13 protein-coding genes are annotated in these 15260 nt (G+C 61.5%); 8 read left to right on the top strand and 5 right to left on the bottom strand.

Translation table 11 applies throughout. The features are described 5' to 3' along the window. Positions 1–177 precede the first annotated feature (177 nt). Both EA796_RS02595 and EA796_RS02590 read right to left on the bottom strand, forming a co-directional pair. On the bottom strand, positions 178–573 hold the full coding sequence (locus EA796_RS02595) for a hypothetical protein (protein ID WP_122107667.1): 396 nt from the start codon (positions 571–573) through the stop codon (positions 178–180). A gap of 11 nt (positions 574–584) precedes the next feature. Continuing rightward, positions 585–1664 (bottom strand): alkene reductase, encoded by a 1080-nt coding sequence (locus EA796_RS02590; protein WP_122107417.1) that lies wholly within the window; start codon positions 1662–1664, stop codon positions 585–587. A 124-nt stretch (positions 1665–1788) separates the two neighbouring features. Between EA796_RS02590 and EA796_RS02585 the strand changes: the two genes are divergently transcribed. Beyond that, on the top strand, positions 1789–2661 hold the full coding sequence (locus tag EA796_RS02585) for a LysR family transcriptional regulator (protein WP_122107416.1): 873 nt from the start codon (positions 1789–1791) through the stop codon (positions 2659–2661). A 72-nt stretch (positions 2662–2733) separates the two neighbouring features. Here the strand turns inward: EA796_RS02585 and EA796_RS02580 are convergent, their stop codons facing one another. Next, positions 2734–3609, bottom strand: a complete 876-nt coding sequence (locus EA796_RS02580) for a LysR family transcriptional regulator (RefSeq protein WP_122107415.1) — start codon at positions 3607–3609, stop codon at positions 2734–2736. Positions 3610–3705: 96 nt separating this feature from the next. Here EA796_RS02580 and EA796_RS02575 point away from each other — a divergent pair, with 96 nt between their 5' ends. The 7 genes from EA796_RS02575 to EA796_RS02545 all read left to right on the top strand — a co-directional run bounded on the left by EA796_RS02575 (position 3706) and on the right by EA796_RS02545 (position 13855). Further along, the gene (locus tag EA796_RS02575; RefSeq protein ID WP_122107414.1) at positions 3706–4206 is read left to right on the top strand and encodes a lactoylglutathione lyase family protein; all 501 of its coding nucleotides are present in this window, start codon (positions 3706–3708) and stop codon (positions 4204–4206) included. Positions 4207–4391: 185 nt separating this feature from the next. After that, positions 4392–5081 carry an alpha/beta fold hydrolase gene (locus EA796_RS02570; protein ID WP_122107413.1) on the top strand — a complete coding sequence of 230 codons (690 nt, stop codon included), beginning with the start codon at positions 4392–4394 and terminating at the stop codon, positions 5079–5081. A 348-nt stretch (positions 5082–5429) separates the two neighbouring features. Continuing rightward, the gene (gene gcvA, locus EA796_RS02565) at positions 5430–6329 is read left to right on the top strand and encodes a transcriptional regulator GcvA (protein ID WP_122107412.1); all 900 of its coding nucleotides are present in this window, start codon (positions 5430–5432) and stop codon (positions 6327–6329) included. Positions 6330–6616: 287 nt separating this feature from the next. Then, entirely contained in the window at positions 6617–9112 is a 2496-nt protein-coding gene (locus tag EA796_RS02560) for a CoA transferase (RefSeq protein ID WP_122107411.1), read from the top strand. Positions 9113–9373: 261 nt separating this feature from the next. Further along, positions 9374–11020 carry a BCCT family transporter gene (locus EA796_RS02555; RefSeq protein WP_122107410.1) on the top strand — a complete coding sequence of 549 codons (1647 nt, stop codon included), beginning with the start codon at positions 9374–9376 and terminating at the stop codon, positions 11018–11020. 115 nt (positions 11021–11135) lie between these two features. Next, positions 11136–12293, top strand: coding sequence for an iron-containing alcohol dehydrogenase (locus EA796_RS02550; RefSeq protein WP_122107409.1), 1158 nt, complete (start codon positions 11136–11138; stop codon positions 12291–12293). 65 nt (positions 12294–12358) lie between these two features. Then, complete coding sequence (locus EA796_RS02545; RefSeq protein ID WP_122107408.1) at positions 12359–13855, top strand: CoA-acylating methylmalonate-semialdehyde dehydrogenase; 1497 nt, start codon at positions 12359–12361, stop codon at positions 13853–13855. 212 nt (positions 13856–14067) lie between these two features. On the opposite strand, the gene EA796_RS02540 is transcribed toward EA796_RS02545, so the two are convergent. Then, positions 14068–14331, bottom strand: a complete 264-nt coding sequence (locus EA796_RS02540) for an Atu4866 domain-containing protein (RefSeq protein WP_003239677.1) — start codon at positions 14329–14331, stop codon at positions 14068–14070. Positions 14332–14449: 118 nt separating this feature from the next. Further along, complete coding sequence (locus tag EA796_RS02535; RefSeq protein WP_122107407.1) at positions 14450–15187, bottom strand: SDR family oxidoreductase; 738 nt, start codon at positions 15185–15187, stop codon at positions 14450–14452. Positions 15188–15260 lie beyond the last annotated feature (73 nt).

Genomic DNA, 15260 nt, shown 5'->3' with positions numbered 1-15260 from the left:
GGTCCAGAACGGGTTGTCAGCGCCTGCAAACTGGCCAGAGGCCTTAATGAAGGTTTCTACAAAGCGGTGGCGACTCAACAGCGAGCGCTAGCCGACTGAACAAGCAGGCCAGTGCTCGCCGCAACTCGGCAGCCAGTCACAGCGCAACCGTGCAGCCAATCCAGTCAGAGGCGATGTTCACCTCTCGTTGGATCGCTGCAGCAGCACGCCCAGCCCTGTGATGCCAAGTAGCACTGCTGCCAGTATCAGATTGATCGGGATCCCCAACTCACGCAAAGATTCGCTGGCATATACGTCTGTACCAGGGATTAGGTAGGCCACGAACAGACCAGGCCAGAAGCTTGCCGGTGCCAGTGCGGAAGCCCACACCTGGCCACGCCTCAGCGCGGCCAGGGAAAACAGGCTGACCAGCACCAGGGTGGTGAACTGCATGCCGATATGAAATCGCGCATGGCCTGGCCAATCCGGATTGAACAAGTGGCTAGCGTTGAATACGTCGGCGATGGCCACTATTGCCACGGTGGCGACAATAGCGAAACCAAGCATGGCTTTACCAAGCGATGAGCGAGTCATGATGGACGGCCTCACAGGCTCGGATAATCAATGAAGCCCGCATCCTCGCCGCCATACAAAGTGGCTCGGTCGGCTTGAGCCAGTTCGGCGCCTCGGGCAAATCGCTCCGGCAGGTCTGGATTGGCCACGAATGGGGTGCCGAACGACACTAACGCGGCCTCGCCGGCTTTGAGGGCCGCCTCGCCACCCTCTGCGTCATAACCACCGTTGGCGATCAATGGGCTGTTTATTTGCGGACCGAAAGTTGCCAGTACGTCACGCGGCCAGTGGGGGAAGTTGTCCAGCGGAAACAGTGCGCGCATCAGGTGCACATAACCGGGCTGCAGCTTATTTAACTCACCAATCAAGTAGCTGTAGAGCGCCAGTGGATCGCTGTCGATCATGCCGTTGAACGGAATCACCGGCGACAGCTTGATCCCCACGCGAGTGGAGCCCCACACCTCGATCAACGCCTGCATCACTTCGAGCACGAAACGGCTGCGCTTGGCGATGCTGCCGCCGTAGGCGTCGGTACGCAGGTTGGCCGAGTCCACCAGAAACTGGTTCGGCAGATAGCCGAACGCGGCATGCAACTCGACACCGTCAAAACCGGCACGCTTGGCGTTTTCCGCGGCGCGCTGGTAATCGGCGATGACCGCCTGGATTTCGCTCAAGCTCAGTGCGCGCGGCACCTCGTAATCCTGCATGCCGTCCAGGGTGAAGTGCTGTTGCCCCTGAATCGCGACCGCCGAGGGTGCCACCGGCAGCAGGCCGCCGCGCACACTGGAGTGGCCGACCCGGCCGGTATGCCAGAGCTGCGCGAAGATCTTGCCACCTGCCGCATGCACCGCCGCCGTCACCTGTTGCCAGGCGGCAATTTGCTTCTCGCTGTAGAGGCCGGGAGTCAGCGGACTGCCGACGGCATCTGCCGAGATATTGATCGCCTCGCTGATGATCAGCCCGGCACTGGCTCGCTGGGCGTAGTAAGTGGCCGTGGACGCCCGCGGCACCCCGGCAGCATCGGCTCGTGAGCGCGTCATCGGCGCCATCACCATGTGGTTGCGCAGATCAAGATCATGTAAGCGAGTCGGGCTGAGCAATTGAGCGGTCATGGGAAAGTCTCCAGGTTCACGCAGAGGGACATCAGGCGTGAACGGATCATCCGGCCCAGCATGTATAGGATAAAGTCACGAAATCAGGAATGATTGCTCCACCAATGGAGCAATGGAGTGCTGGATGAAGCTGCTCAATGACATGGCCCTGTTCGTCGAGGTGATCAAGGCCAACAGCTTTCGCGGCGCCGCCGAGGCGCTCGGCATACCCAACTCCACGGTCTCGCGGCGCATCGCCGAATTGGAAAGACGTATCGGCCTACGCCTGCTCAACCGCACTACACGGCGTATCGAACTCACCGAAGGCGGTCGTCTGTATTTCGAGCGCTGCCGGCGTATCGTCGACGAGGCGCGCCTGGCCCATGAAGAGATTTCCGAGCTTGTGGACAACCCGAGCGGCCTGATCCGCTTGTCCATGCCCATCGACTTCGGGGTGGTCTACCTGGCACCACTGTTGGCCGAATTCGCCGAGCGCTACCCGCAGATCCGGTTCGACTTGGACCTCACGCCCAAGCGCCTGGACCTGATCCGCGACCCGGTTGATCTGGTGATTCGTATCGGCGCCCTGCCTGACTCACAGTTGATTGCCCGGCCCCTTGGCACCCTGCAGCGCAGCCTCTTTGCCAGTCCGGGCTACCTGGCCCGGCATGGTGTGCCGGACAGCCCGGCAGCACTGCTGCAGCATGAGTGTCTGCGCATGCTTGATGCACCCTGGGTACTGCACGATACCCAGCAGAGACTTAGCGTGGCGGTAGAGGGGCGCTACTTGCTAAACAACATCGGCATGCTGCGTCGCCTGGCCCTGCTCGGCCAGGGAATCGCCATGCTGGTGGACGAAATGATCAGCGAGGATCTTGCCCAAGGCCGCTTGCATCGCGTACTGCCCGACTGGAAGGCGGAGGCCCTGCCGGTTTACGCGATTACCGAGACGCGTCTCGTGCCGGCCAAGGTGCGGGTGTTGATTGATTTCCTCTCGGACCAGTTCAACCGTGGCTGAAGGAAGCCAGCTGCATGCGCTTTGGCAATTGCTTGGCAAGAAAGCCGACCTGAGTCGCCTCGACTTTCTCAGTCACAGACCTTCAACCTCTATCCTCAGTTTTTGAACGACCAGTTCCGTCCGACTAGACAGTGGCCATTCGGCACGGTGTATCAGCCACAGAGTGTCCTCGACCAATCGTGGCCCCCTGATGACCTGGATACTGTCTGGACGTTGAAAAGCCAGACGTGCATAACGTGGTAACACAGTAAAGCCTAAACCTCGCGCTACAGGTTCAAGGATCAGACCAATCTGGTTGGTAAAGCCACGACAGGGGAGACTGCCGACGCCTGGTGCTTCAGGGAAGTAACGACTGAGCAGACGACTACCCATGGCTCGGCCGTCAGGGTGATCGATGAAACCTATGCGTTGCAGATCCTCCCAGCCCTCGACACGCTCTGAGGCTGGCGCGATTAGCTCCAATGGCTCCTCGGTGAAACGGCTCACGCAGAGGCGAGGGTCATCAGGCTTGAGTGTGACCAAGCCCAACTCGAAGCGATTTTCCAGTACGGCTTCGAGCACCTCTCTATCCGGGGCAAAACGTTGACGAATGATCAGACCGGGATTCGCCTGCTGCAAGTTCAGCAGCATGGGATAGAGGGCCAGCCCGATGCTGCCGGGACAGATCAAACCGATCTCTCCGCGCTGGTCATCATGCTCGGACAGGCGCTTGTGCAGACGCTGGTCGGCCGCGCTAACCTCCTCGCAATACTCCAGTAGCGCACGCCCGGCGGGAGTTAGTTCGAGCTGGCGAGGACGGCGTATCAGCAATGGACCGAGCCGTTCCTCAAGCTTCTGTACATGTTGACTGACAGCGGCCTGGGTCAGGTCCAGGTACTCGGCGCAGCGTGTGAAATTGCCCTGCTCAACCAGGGTCGCGAAGGTACGTAGCCACTGCGGACTAAGCATAACGATCTCTTATCAGGGTGATAATCTGGCGATAGTTTTTATTATGGCTACACCTTCCTAGACTAACCACAACCCAATCAGCAAGAGGTACAGGTTATGTCGCTCGTCTACCCGCGTAGCTTTTCTCATATCGGCCTATCAGTCACCGATCTAGACGCCGCCGTGAAGTTCTACACAGAAGTCATGGGCTGGTATCTGATCATGCCGCCGACCACGATAAGCGAGGATGATTCAGCAATCGGAGTCATGTGTACCGATGTATTCGGTGCCGGCTGGGGTTCGTTCCGTATTGCGCACCTGTCCACAGGCGATCGGATCGGCGTAGAGATTTTTGAGTTTCGTAATGCCGAAAGGCCACAGAACAACTTCGAGTACTGGAAGAGCGGTATCTTCCACTTCTGCGTCCAAGATCCAGACGTAGAAGGGCTGGCCGCCAAGGTAGTTGCTGCGGGTGGTAAGCAGCGCATGCCAGTACGCGAGTACTTCCCGGGTGAGAAGCCCTATCGCATGGTTTATATGGAAGACCCATTTGGGAACATTCTAGAAATCTATAGTCACAGCTACGAACTGATTTATTCGGCTGGGGCTTACCAGTAATGGCTGGCGGCCCAGTTGCAGAGAGCCTGGGCCACAGCATGCCTAATGATATCGGGCGGTTCCGGCCCTTGATGATGGCTCTTTGCGCCCGTCAGATCGGATGGCCAACGTCGCCAGCATCCGCATGCGCCTGGTTGCCAGCCATCAGTCCACGCACCGGTGCGCGCGGCTCCTGTTACGGGGTTATGCTCGGCGCTTCGTTGATGGTTCGGAAAGGATTGCGCCATGCACGCCCCGTCGTTTTTATCCACGGCCTGATCGGCAGCCTGCAGCTGCCCGAGCTGAGTGCCGCCTTCGCCCCGTGGCGGGCGTTGGCGCCCGATTTGCTCGGCTACGGCGCGCAGCGCCAGGTGCCGGTCGAGGCCATCGATCTGCCGGCGCAGGTTGAGCATCTGTATCGCGTGATCGAGGAGCAGTTGCCGGGAGAGGCGGTGCATCTGGTCGGTCATTCGGTGGGCGGGGCGGTCGCCATGCTGTTCGCCCAGGTCCATGGCGAGCGGGTGCGCAGCCTGGTCAGCGTCGAGGGCAATTTCAGCCTGTGTGAAAAGGGGGCAGATTTATTTATCGGGATCACTGTCCGCTTTTGGCCGGTTGCAGTCAGTGGCCACGGGCAGCCATGCCTCGGCATCTTTTCACTGGCTAGGGGCGGTATAGCGACCTCGCTGGTAGGTATACCTGCCCAGCCCTGGTGGAGCCTGCTGGGCGGTTTGCTGGGCGCCAGCGCGCTACTTTGCTATGTGGTACTTGCGCCCAAGATCGGCTTGTCCGCCTTGCTTCGTCTGGCTATTCCTCGTCATTGGTTATCGATCAGTTGGGGCTGTTGGGAACAGTTGAGAGGCCGGTGTCGCTCATCAAGCTGGGCGGAACGATGGTGATTCTGACAGGTCTGGCCATCGCTCTTTTCGGTGCCAGATGGTCATCGCTTATCCCCAGCTGAGTGCCTCCGCTTTCACTTTGTTTCGAATACCACCTCCGCAAGCACCAGCCCACAGCCAATTCATGAGGGCTTAGGTGTGGATGAAAATGACATACCCAAAGGGTTGCGTTCGGCCAGGTCGCGACGGCCTAGAGCGGTCAACTCTGGGCCGGTACACTGGAGTCTAACTGAGGGTTGGAGGGCTCTATAAAAGCCGGGCCGATTCAGTGCGCGTGTCGAGCCTTCTGCCAAACCGCTATGGCGAGATTCGCAGTAGCTGATTTATGACTCCCGGAGACCGTCTCTTATGAAACAAAGCTTGCCGCCGCTCAATTGGTTGCGGGCGTTCGAATCGGCGGCTCGCCACCTCAACTTCACCCATGCTGCAGAAGAGCTCAGCCTGACACAGGCCGCGGTGAGTCAGCAGGTCAAGGGGCTGGAAGTGAAGCTGGGCGCCGTGCTTTTCAAGCGCCTGCCCAGGGGGCTGGAGCTCAGCGAGGCCGGCCAGGCGTACCTACCGGCGGTTCATGAGGCCATTGAGCGCCTGGCCGCTGCCACCGATGAGATATTTGGCCAGGGGCACCGCAAGGTGCTGACCGTGCGCGTCAATCTGGTTTTCTTCATCCATTGGCTGGCGAGGCGTTTGCCCGAGTTTCGCAAGCAGCACCCCGAGATCAACCTGCATATCACCAGCAATATCTGGGTCGGCGACACCGACGTCGAGGCCGACCTGGAAATTCGCCACGGTCAGGGTAAATGGGCAGGTCTGAAAGCCGACCGATTGACCTGGGACTCTCTGGTGCCGGTGTGCTCACCGTCGCTGGCGACCGAGTCGAAACCACTGAACACGCCCGAGGATCTTGCGCGCCACGAATTGCTGCATGTTCTGGGGTACGAGGAAGGCTGGGGTTACTGGCTGAAGAAGGCCGGAGCAGATCGCGTGGATTCATCACAGGGGCTGCAGTTCGATACCTTGATCTCTGCTTTGAGGATGGCCGAACTGGGGCAGGGCGTGGCTTTGGCGCGCTCGTCCCTGGTCGAGCACATGCTCACTCAAGGCGCCCTGATTGCGCCCTTCGAGCAGCGCTTCACTACCCAGGAGGCCTTCTACCTGGTGTACTCCCCGCTTGCCACGGCGAACCCTCAGGCCCTGGCTTTCATTACCTGGCTGGTCTCACAGGCCCAGGCAGCGCATCTCGAAAACTGAGTTTCACCTGGCGCCTAGCGCGCCAGGCCTGCCTATCCTCCCAGATCCTTTCCTCGCAATCACGGGCGATACCAGAGCCTGCTTAGTCATAAGTAGGTTTATCCAGCCATAAAAAAAATCGTGTCATAGGGTTTTTTTTTATTGCTTTTCGCCTTTCGCCATTTTTCCCAAAGTACGACCCCAAGGCGTCGCCAGCTCCTCCGGTAAAGCAGGGGCTTGGTGTGTCGACGATCACTCACAACAACAAAAGCCCGCACTGCAGCGGGCTTTGCAAGCGATGGTGAATCATGGGACAGCTCAGCCAACTCCCCCTCAATGGCGTCAAGGTCATCGACTTCGGTCAGTACATCGCCGGGCCCGCCGTGGCCATGATCCTTGCGGATCTCGGCGCCACGGTCATCCATATCGATCCCCCCAGCGGGCCATTGTGGGACAGCCCGGCCAACGCCGTACTCAACCGCAACAAGCACTGCCTGCAGCTCGACCTCAAATCTGCCCAGAGCCTGCAAGACGCCAAGGCACTGATCGCCAGTGCCGACATCCTGATCGAGAACTTCCGCCCGGGCGTCATGCAGCGCCTGGGGCTGGATTTCACCGAGTTGCGCCGCCAGCGCCCCGAGCTGATCACGCTGTCCATCCCGGGCTTTGCCAGCAACGACGAGTTGCGCCGCGACTGGCGCGCCTTCGAGTCGATCATCGCGTCGGCCTCCGGGGTGTTCACCGACATGGGGCAGAACCGCGTGCTGATGGGCATCAACCCGAGCTTCTCGCCGCTGCCGCTGGCGTCCTCCTACGGCACCATGCTGGCGGTGTCCGCCGTGGTGCTTGCCCTGCAGGCGCGGCAACGCAGCGGCCTGGGCGATGAAATCGAGGTGCCCCTGGCCTCCGCGGTGATGGAGGGCCTGTCGTACAACTCGATCAAGATCGACGGCTATCCGTTGCGCTACAAGACCCTGCGCGAGAAGGAAATCGAGCGCCGGCGCGCCGAAAACTTGCCGATGAACCTCAGCTACGCGGATCTGCAGGAGTACCTCGATCCGTTCTACCGCACCTACGAATGCGCCGATGGCCGCAAGTTCTATGCGGTCTGTCCCTCGCATCGCTCCCACGCCAAGCGTTGCCTGCAGGCCATGGGGCTGTATGAGGAAATGCTCGCCGCCGGCCTGCCCAAGGTCGAAGACCCTTATCTCCCGATAGCGCAGTGGGAGGGCGATGCCTCGCTGGGTGTTTATCCGCTACCGGCGCACTGGGCCCAACGCATCTCGGCGCGAATGAAAGAAGTGTTCCTCACCAAGACTGCCGCCGAATGGGAAAAGATCTTCGGCGAAGGCCAGTTCCCCGGCGCCCCGCATCGCTCCACCCAAGAATGGCTGCACGATGAACACGCCAATACAGCCGGCCTGGTGGTCGAGGTCGACGACCCGCAATACGGCCGGATGAAGCAGCCGGGTGCAATCACCTGGTTGGAAGACAGCGCCGCCTTGATGCTGGCGCCCAGCCCGCGCCGTTCGGTCAGTGTCACTGAGGCCCTCGCTACGCTCGCAGAATGTGCCCCGGTGGCGCTCCCGGCGCCGGCCGAGAAGGCCGGCGGCTGGCTGGACGGGGTGCGCATCCTCGACCTGACCAACGTCATCGCTGGCCCGCACTCGGCTTCGTTCCTCGGCCGCTTCGGCGCCGATGTGATCAAGCTCGACCCGGCCACCCCCAACTATGACCCCTGGAACACCGTAGTGTTCGGCATGTCCTCGGCGCGCGGCAAACAGAGCATTCTGGTCGACCTGAACCAGGGAGATGGTCGCGAGGTGTTCAACACGCTGGTGCGCTCGGTGGACGTCATCGTGATGAACGCGCCTGATCGCCAACTGGCGCCCCTGGGCCTTGATGAAGCAAGCCTGCAGGCAGTGAACCCCGGGGTGATCTTCTGCCAACTGGACTGCTTTGGCGGCCCGCGTCGCGGCCCGCGTACCGATTACCTGGGCTACGACGACCTGATTCAGGCCACTACCGGCATCATGCTGCGTTTCGGTGGTGGTATGCAGACCCCGGAAGAGCATGCCCACGTCGGTACCATCGACGTCATGTGTGGCTTCGCCGCCGCTCTGGGGGTCGCCGCGGCGCTGTATCGCAAAGCGGCAACCGGTCAGGTCAGCCGTGCCCGCACCTCGCTGGCGTCGTTGGGCAACCTGGTGCAGATCCCCTTCTGCTTCGACTATGCGGGCAGGGGCCCCTTCAATGAGCCCTCCGGCCGTGATGCGGTGGGGTACAGCGATCTGTCGCGTTTCTACCGTACCGCCGACCACTGGCTGTACCTGGACAGCAGCGAGCAGGAACTGGAGCGTCTGGAGCGTATCCCCGGTCTGGCGGGCATCACCGCTGCCGATGACCGAGCGGCCTTCCTTAGCCAGGCGCTGGCCTCAGAAACGGCCGCCACCTGGCAGCAGCGCCTGCACGCCGCCGATATCGCCGCAGTAGCGCCGGACAACCTCGACAGCCTGCGCCAACGCTACAGCCGTCCGGCTGACGGCCGCCCCGGCACCGACAACGGCAGCTATTCGTTCAGCGTCTATGCCGATCACCCGAGCGGTCATTGCGTCACTCAGTTGGATCCCTACGCGATCCGGCCACGCCATGCGCCCATCCGCGCCCTGGCGCCGGCCGAGAAGTTCGGTGCATCGACCCGCCGCGTGCTGCAGGAATTCGGCTACAGCCAAGCCCAGATCGACGCGCTGATCGAGCGCAACTGCATCAGCGAAAGCTGGAGTGAGGAGTATCTGCCGAGCTAACCGCCCGGTGCCAGTTGTCGCCCTGGCAGGCCGCTGCCCAGCAGGCCAGGGCGATTTCCCCTGAAACGACCTTATGAGAAGCATCATGAATAACAAATACAAGAAAGCCACACCCGATGTTCATCGCCCTCTCTTCGACCGGCAGCGCTTTGGCGCCGAGCGATACGACGGATAACCCGCAATCCGTTTCCGCGCACTACGGCTCCCGGTGCCCGCTTAACGCGCGCCACCGTAGCCAGCCTACAAGAGGAGATTTTCGCGATGAGTAACATTAACCACGGCTCGGCCCTAGACGGGCGAGTATTCTGGCCTTCGATTGCCGTTATTCTCGGCATCACCATTCCCCTGGTCCTGTTTCCCGAGTCTGGAAACCTGGTCATCAAGCAGCTGTTCGGCTTCGCCACCGGCAGTTTCGGTTGGCTCTATCTGATCGCTGGCCTCGGCGCGGTGGTGTTCCTGCTGTGGCTCGCCCTGGGGCGCTACGGCCAGGTTCACCTCGGCCGTGCCGAGGACCTACCCGAGTTTTCCTACTTCAGCTGGGTCGCCATGATTTTCTGTGGCGGTATCGGTATCGCCATCGCCAATTGGGCCTGGGTCGAGCCGATCTACTACTTCGATAGCCCGCCGCTAGGCATCGCAGCCAAAAGCAAGGAAGCGGCCGAGTGGGCGCTGGCCTACGGGCAGTTCCACTGGGGCCTGACGCCCTGGGCCTTCTACTGCCTACCGGCGATTCCTATTGCCTACTCCATGTACGTTCGCCGTCAGCCAGGAGTGCGCCTATCAGTAGCAGCCCGAGGACTACTGGGCGACAAGGCCAACGGTTGGATGGGTACCTTGCTGGATACCGTGGTGGTTTTCGGCATCGTCGGCGGTGTAGGTACCTCGCTGGGGTTGGCAGTACCGCTGGTTTCGATGTTGGCTTCCGACGTTCTCGGCCTGCAGCCCTCCTTCGGCCTAGACATGCTGATTCTCGGCCTGTGGACCGCCTTGTTCGGCATGAGCGTGTGGTACGGCCTGAGCAAAGGCATCAAGATCCTCAGTGACATCAACGTCTATCTGGCGGTGCTGCTCCTGCTGTTTGTCCTGGCCATCGGTCCAACCCTGTTCATCATCAACGGCTGGTCCAATAGCGTCGGCCTGATGGTCAACAACTTCGTGCAGATGAGCCTGTGGACCGACCCTGTCGCCAAGGGCAGCTTTCCCCAGGACTGGACCATCTTCTACTGGGCCTGGTGGATCGCCTATGCGCCCATGATGGGTCTTTTCGTTGCGCGCATCTCCCGTGGTCGTACCATCAGGGAACTGGTGTTCGCCGAGCTGATCTGGGGCAGCCTGGGTTGCTGGGTGTTTTTCGCGGTGTGGGGTGGCTATGCCCTCGACCTGCAGCTCTCAGGGGCACTGGATGTCAGCGCCATTCTCAACCAGCAGGGTATTCCCGCCACTGTCCTGGCGATCCTGAAGACCATGCCCATGGCCGAGTTGGTTATCGCGGTCTTCGTTCTGCTGTGCTTCGTCTTCCTCGCCACGACTCTGGATTCGGCGGCCTACGTGCTGGCGTCGGTCACCTCGCGCGAGCTGTCCGGTTATGAGGAACCACGCCGCTGGATTCGCATCACCTGGGCGCTGCTGCTGGCGGTGGTTGGCATCGGCCTGATCAAGGTGGGCGGGCTCAAGGCGGTGCAAACCTCCACCATTATCGTGGCCCTGCCATTAATTCCGGTACTGGGCGTCCTCGCATGGTCGCTGCTGCGCATGCTCAATCAAGACTTTGGCAAGCGCCTGACTTCACCGACGCTGATCGTCGATAGCGTGGCTCCGACCAGCCAGAGCGGACCGGCCCATGGGAGTCCTGGCTATGCCTATGGCGCAGCCCCTAATCCCGCGGCACCTATGAGTTCCGACCAATAGCGTAAACGCCGGGCACCGTCACTGCCCGCGCTACACCAGACATTTCTCAGACAACGCATGGGATGGCCTAGCAGGTCCCAGGGGTCCTCTCATGCCTACACAACCTGGAGTGCACATGACCAATCAAGTGATACTGCCCCGCATCATGCAGTTAGGCGCCGGTGCCAGCGAGGCCATCCCGAACGTGCTGAGCAGTCTCGGCTGTTCGCGCCCGCTGCTGATCACCGACAAGATGATGGTTCAACTGGGGTACGCCGGACGTATTCAGGCCGCCCTGGCTGCAAGCGGTCTGAAGGCGGACATTTTCGCCGACACCGTTCCCGAGCCTACGGTCGATTCGATTCGGGCCGGGGTGGAGAAGGCGCGCGCAGGCGATTACGACAGCATCATCGCCTTGGGTGGAGGTAGCCCAATCGACAGCGCCAAGGCCATCGGCATCCTGGCCAAACTGGGCGGCGAAATGCGCGACTACAAGTTTCCGCGCAACGTCACCGAGACCGGCCTGCCGATCATCGCGGTGCCCACCACGGCTGGCACCGGCTCGGAGGTGACCCGGTTCACCATTATCACCGACGAGCAGAACGACGAGAAAATGCTCTGCGTCGGCATCGGCTTCATGCCCGTCGCCGCACTGGTCGATTACAGCCTGACGCTCAGTCTGCCGCCGCGTGTCACCGCCGATACCGGCCTCGATGCCCTGACTCACGCCATCGAGGCTTATGTAAGCCAGAAGGCCAACCTCTATAGCGACAGCCAGGCCCTGGCGGCCATGCGCCTGATCGCTCCGAACCTGCGCCGCGCCTACCATGACGGCTCCGACAAGGCCGCCCGCGAGGCCATGATGCTGGGCTCGACCCTCGCCGGCGTCGCCTTTTCCAGCGCTTCGGTGGCACTGGTGCATGGCATGAGCCGGCCGATCGGCGCCTTCTTCCATGTACCCCATGGCCTGTCCAACGCCATGCTGCTGCACAGCGTGACGGCCTTTTCCATCCCCGCCGCTGCCGAGCGCTACGCCGACTGTGCGCGGGCCATGGGGGTCGCCACCGGGCAGGACAGCACCGAGCAGGCCAACGCCAAGCTGCTCGCCGAACTACAGGCGCTCAATGACGAGCTGCAGGTTCCGACCCCGGAGCAGTTCGGCATCGACCGCGAGCGCTTTTTCCAACTGATGCCGACGATGGCGCAGCAGGCGCTGGCATCCGGCTCGCCGGGCAACAACCCGCGCGTGCCCACGGTTGGGCAAATGATCGAGCTCTACCGCAGCCTCTGGTAGGCCCCATTTCCCAACGTTCAGGCAGCGGCTCTGCGCCCTGTCGCTCACTTCTGAGGAGTCACCCAATGAACACAGTAGGACACCTGATCAACGGCCGGATCATCAACGACGCCGCCCGTCTGCAGGACGTGTATAACCCCTCCACCGGCGAGGTCAGCAAGCAAGTGGCCCTGGCTGCCAAGACCACTGTCGAGCAGGCCATCGCCGCCGCCGAAGCGGCCTTCCCGGAATGGCGCAACACGCCGCCGATCAAGCGCGCGCGGATCATGTTCCGCTTCAAGGAGCTGCTGGAGCAGAACGCCGAGCGCATCGCCCAGATGATCGGTGAGGAGCACGGCAAGATCGCCCATGACGCGCTGGGCGAGCTGCAGCGCGGCATCGAAAACGTCGAGTACGCCTGTGGTGCCCCGGAGCTGCTCAAGGGCGAGCACAGCAAGAACGTCGGCCCGAACATCGACTCCTGGAGCGAGTTCCAGCCGCTGGGCGTGGTGGCCGGCATTACCCCGTTCAACTTCCCGGCGATGGTGCCGCTGTGGATGTTCCCCATGGCCATCGTCTGCGGCAACTGCTTCGTGCTCAAGCCGTCCGAGCGCGACCCCAGCTCGACCCTGTTCATCGCCCAGCTGCTGCAGGAAGCCGGTCTGCCCGATGGGGTGATGAACGTGGTCAACGGCGACAAGGAAGCGGTCGACACCCTGCTTGGCGACCCGCGCGTGCAGGCCGTCAGCTTCGTGGGTTCGACGCCGATCGCCGAGTACATCTACAAGACCGCCAACGCCAACGGCAAGCGCTGCCAGGCCCTGGGCGGAGCGAAGAACCACGCCATCGTGATGCCCGATGCCGACATGGACAACGCTGTCAATCAACTGCTGGGGGCTGCCTTTGGCTCCTCCGGCGAGCGCTGCATGGCGCTGTCCGTGGCCGTCGCCGTGGGCGATGCAGCCGCCGACACGCTGATCGAGAAGATGCAGGCTGCCATGCAGTCGCTGAAAGTCGGCGCCTACTCGGACAAGAGCAACGACTTCGGCCCGGTGATTACCAAGGCCCATCAGCAGAAGGTGGTCGGCTACATCGACAGCGCCGAGGCACAGGGCGCGACGATCGTGGTCGATGGCCGCAACCCGCAGGTGGCGGGGCACGAAAACGGCTTCTTCGTTGGCGGTACGCTAATTGATCGGGTTAGCCCCGACATGCTCAGCTACAAGGAAGAGATCTTCGGCCCGGTGCTGCAGGTCGTACGGGTCGACAGCATGCAGGCCGCGATGGATCTGATCGATGCCCACGAATACGGTAACGGTACTTGTATCTTTACCCGTGATGGCGAAGCGGCTCGTTACTTCTCCGACAACATCAAGGTCGGCATGGTCGGCATCAACGTGCCCCTGCCGGTGCCCGTGGCCTATCACAGCTTCGGCGGCTGGAAGCGTTCGCTGTTCGGTGATCTGCACGCCTACGGCCCGGATGCCGTTCGCTTCTACACCAAGCGCAAGACAGTCACACAGCGCTGGCCGTCGGCAGGGGTGCGCGAGAGCGTCTCGTTCTCCATGCCAACGATGAAGTAACGCCGGTCGCTTAATACTCCACCAGAGCTGCACCTCCTTGATATCAGCGGGGCAGTTCTGGAGGAGCTACACATTGAATCGCCTCAGATTTTGTAGAGACCTCCAAGCCTCAATTAATGTCTTTTTAGCCACTGAAGAACCGTCCGCTTTTGGCCGGTAGCTGCCTCTCACGAGCGGCTGCAACCGGCCAATAGCGGACGGTCAGCTCCTAGTTAGGATTCCATCTCTTCGCGATAGAGAACCATCCCGGCGTGGTAGAGCACACCATCACGGAACTCGCCATCTGCGGTGAAGCCGGTATCGTCCACGTATTCGATATGGTCGCCCTCAAGCCAGTAGCGCCCCTGATAGGCACTTTTCTTCTTGCCGCGGGCCTCGTCGTAACGGCCACCGGCAAGCAGCTCGTGACGAATGCGGCCATCCGCGGTCACCCACATGCCAACGTACTTGTTCTGATCTCCCGACGGTTTCGCCATTTCGCTGATCCTCTGTTGGGGAAAGATGCGACTTGCCTTGCCTGGTATTGCGATGCAGCTGCGCGAGCCTGCGCGCAAGCTGGCCTCGCAGAAGGCCAGCCGCGACGTTGCTCAACCGTCAGAAGGGGCTCGCCGTGGGCCGCACGATCAGCTCGCTGACGTCTACGTCCGCGGGCTGTTCGACGGCATAGGCGATTGCTCGAGCTATGGCCTCGGCAGGGATGGCGATCTTGCGGAACTCCACCATTTCGGCGCGACCGCCCTCATCGGAGATGCTGTCAGCCAGCTCGGATTCGGTTACGCCAGGTGCGATGACGGTCACCCGGATGTCGCCGCCGACCTCCTGCCGGAGGCCCTCGGAAATGGCTCGCACGGCGTACTTGGTCGCACAGTAGACAGCCGCGGTCGGACTGACGGCGTATGCACCAATCGAGGCGATGTTGATGATCTGCCCGGCGCGTTGCTGCTGCATCAGCGGAAGCGTCGCTGCGATGCCGTGCAGCACCCCACGAATGTTGACATCGATCATGCGGTCCCACTCGTCCACCTTGAGAGCTTCGAGTTTGGAAAGCGGCATTACGCCCGCGTTGTTGATCAGGACATCGACCCGACCGAAGCGCGTGACGGTGAAGTCAATGAAGTCCCGGACGTCTTCTCTGCTGGTCACGTCGAGGGCCCGAAACGCGGCGGTCCCACCGGCTACCTGAATCTCGCCTGCAATCTGCTCGAGACGGTCAGTGCGCCGAGCACCCAGCATCACCTTCGCTCCGCGGCTGGCCAGCAGCCGTGCAGTGGCTTCACCAATACCGCTGCTGGCGCCAGTAATGACGATGACCTTGCCTTCAACATTCTTCATGGTCTTTTCCTCTCCGGTTCACTGTTCACCCGCAAGTGGGCCTGGAAAAAGATTAGGGTTAAGGGACTGGTAG

The organism is Pseudomonas sp. AOB-7 (assembly GCF_003696305.1).
Taxonomy (GTDB): Bacteria; Pseudomonadota; Gammaproteobacteria; order Pseudomonadales; family Pseudomonadaceae; genus Aquipseudomonas.
The sequence above is the reverse complement of the archived record's forward strand: the minus strand, read 5'-3'. Positions and strand labels throughout refer to the sequence as shown.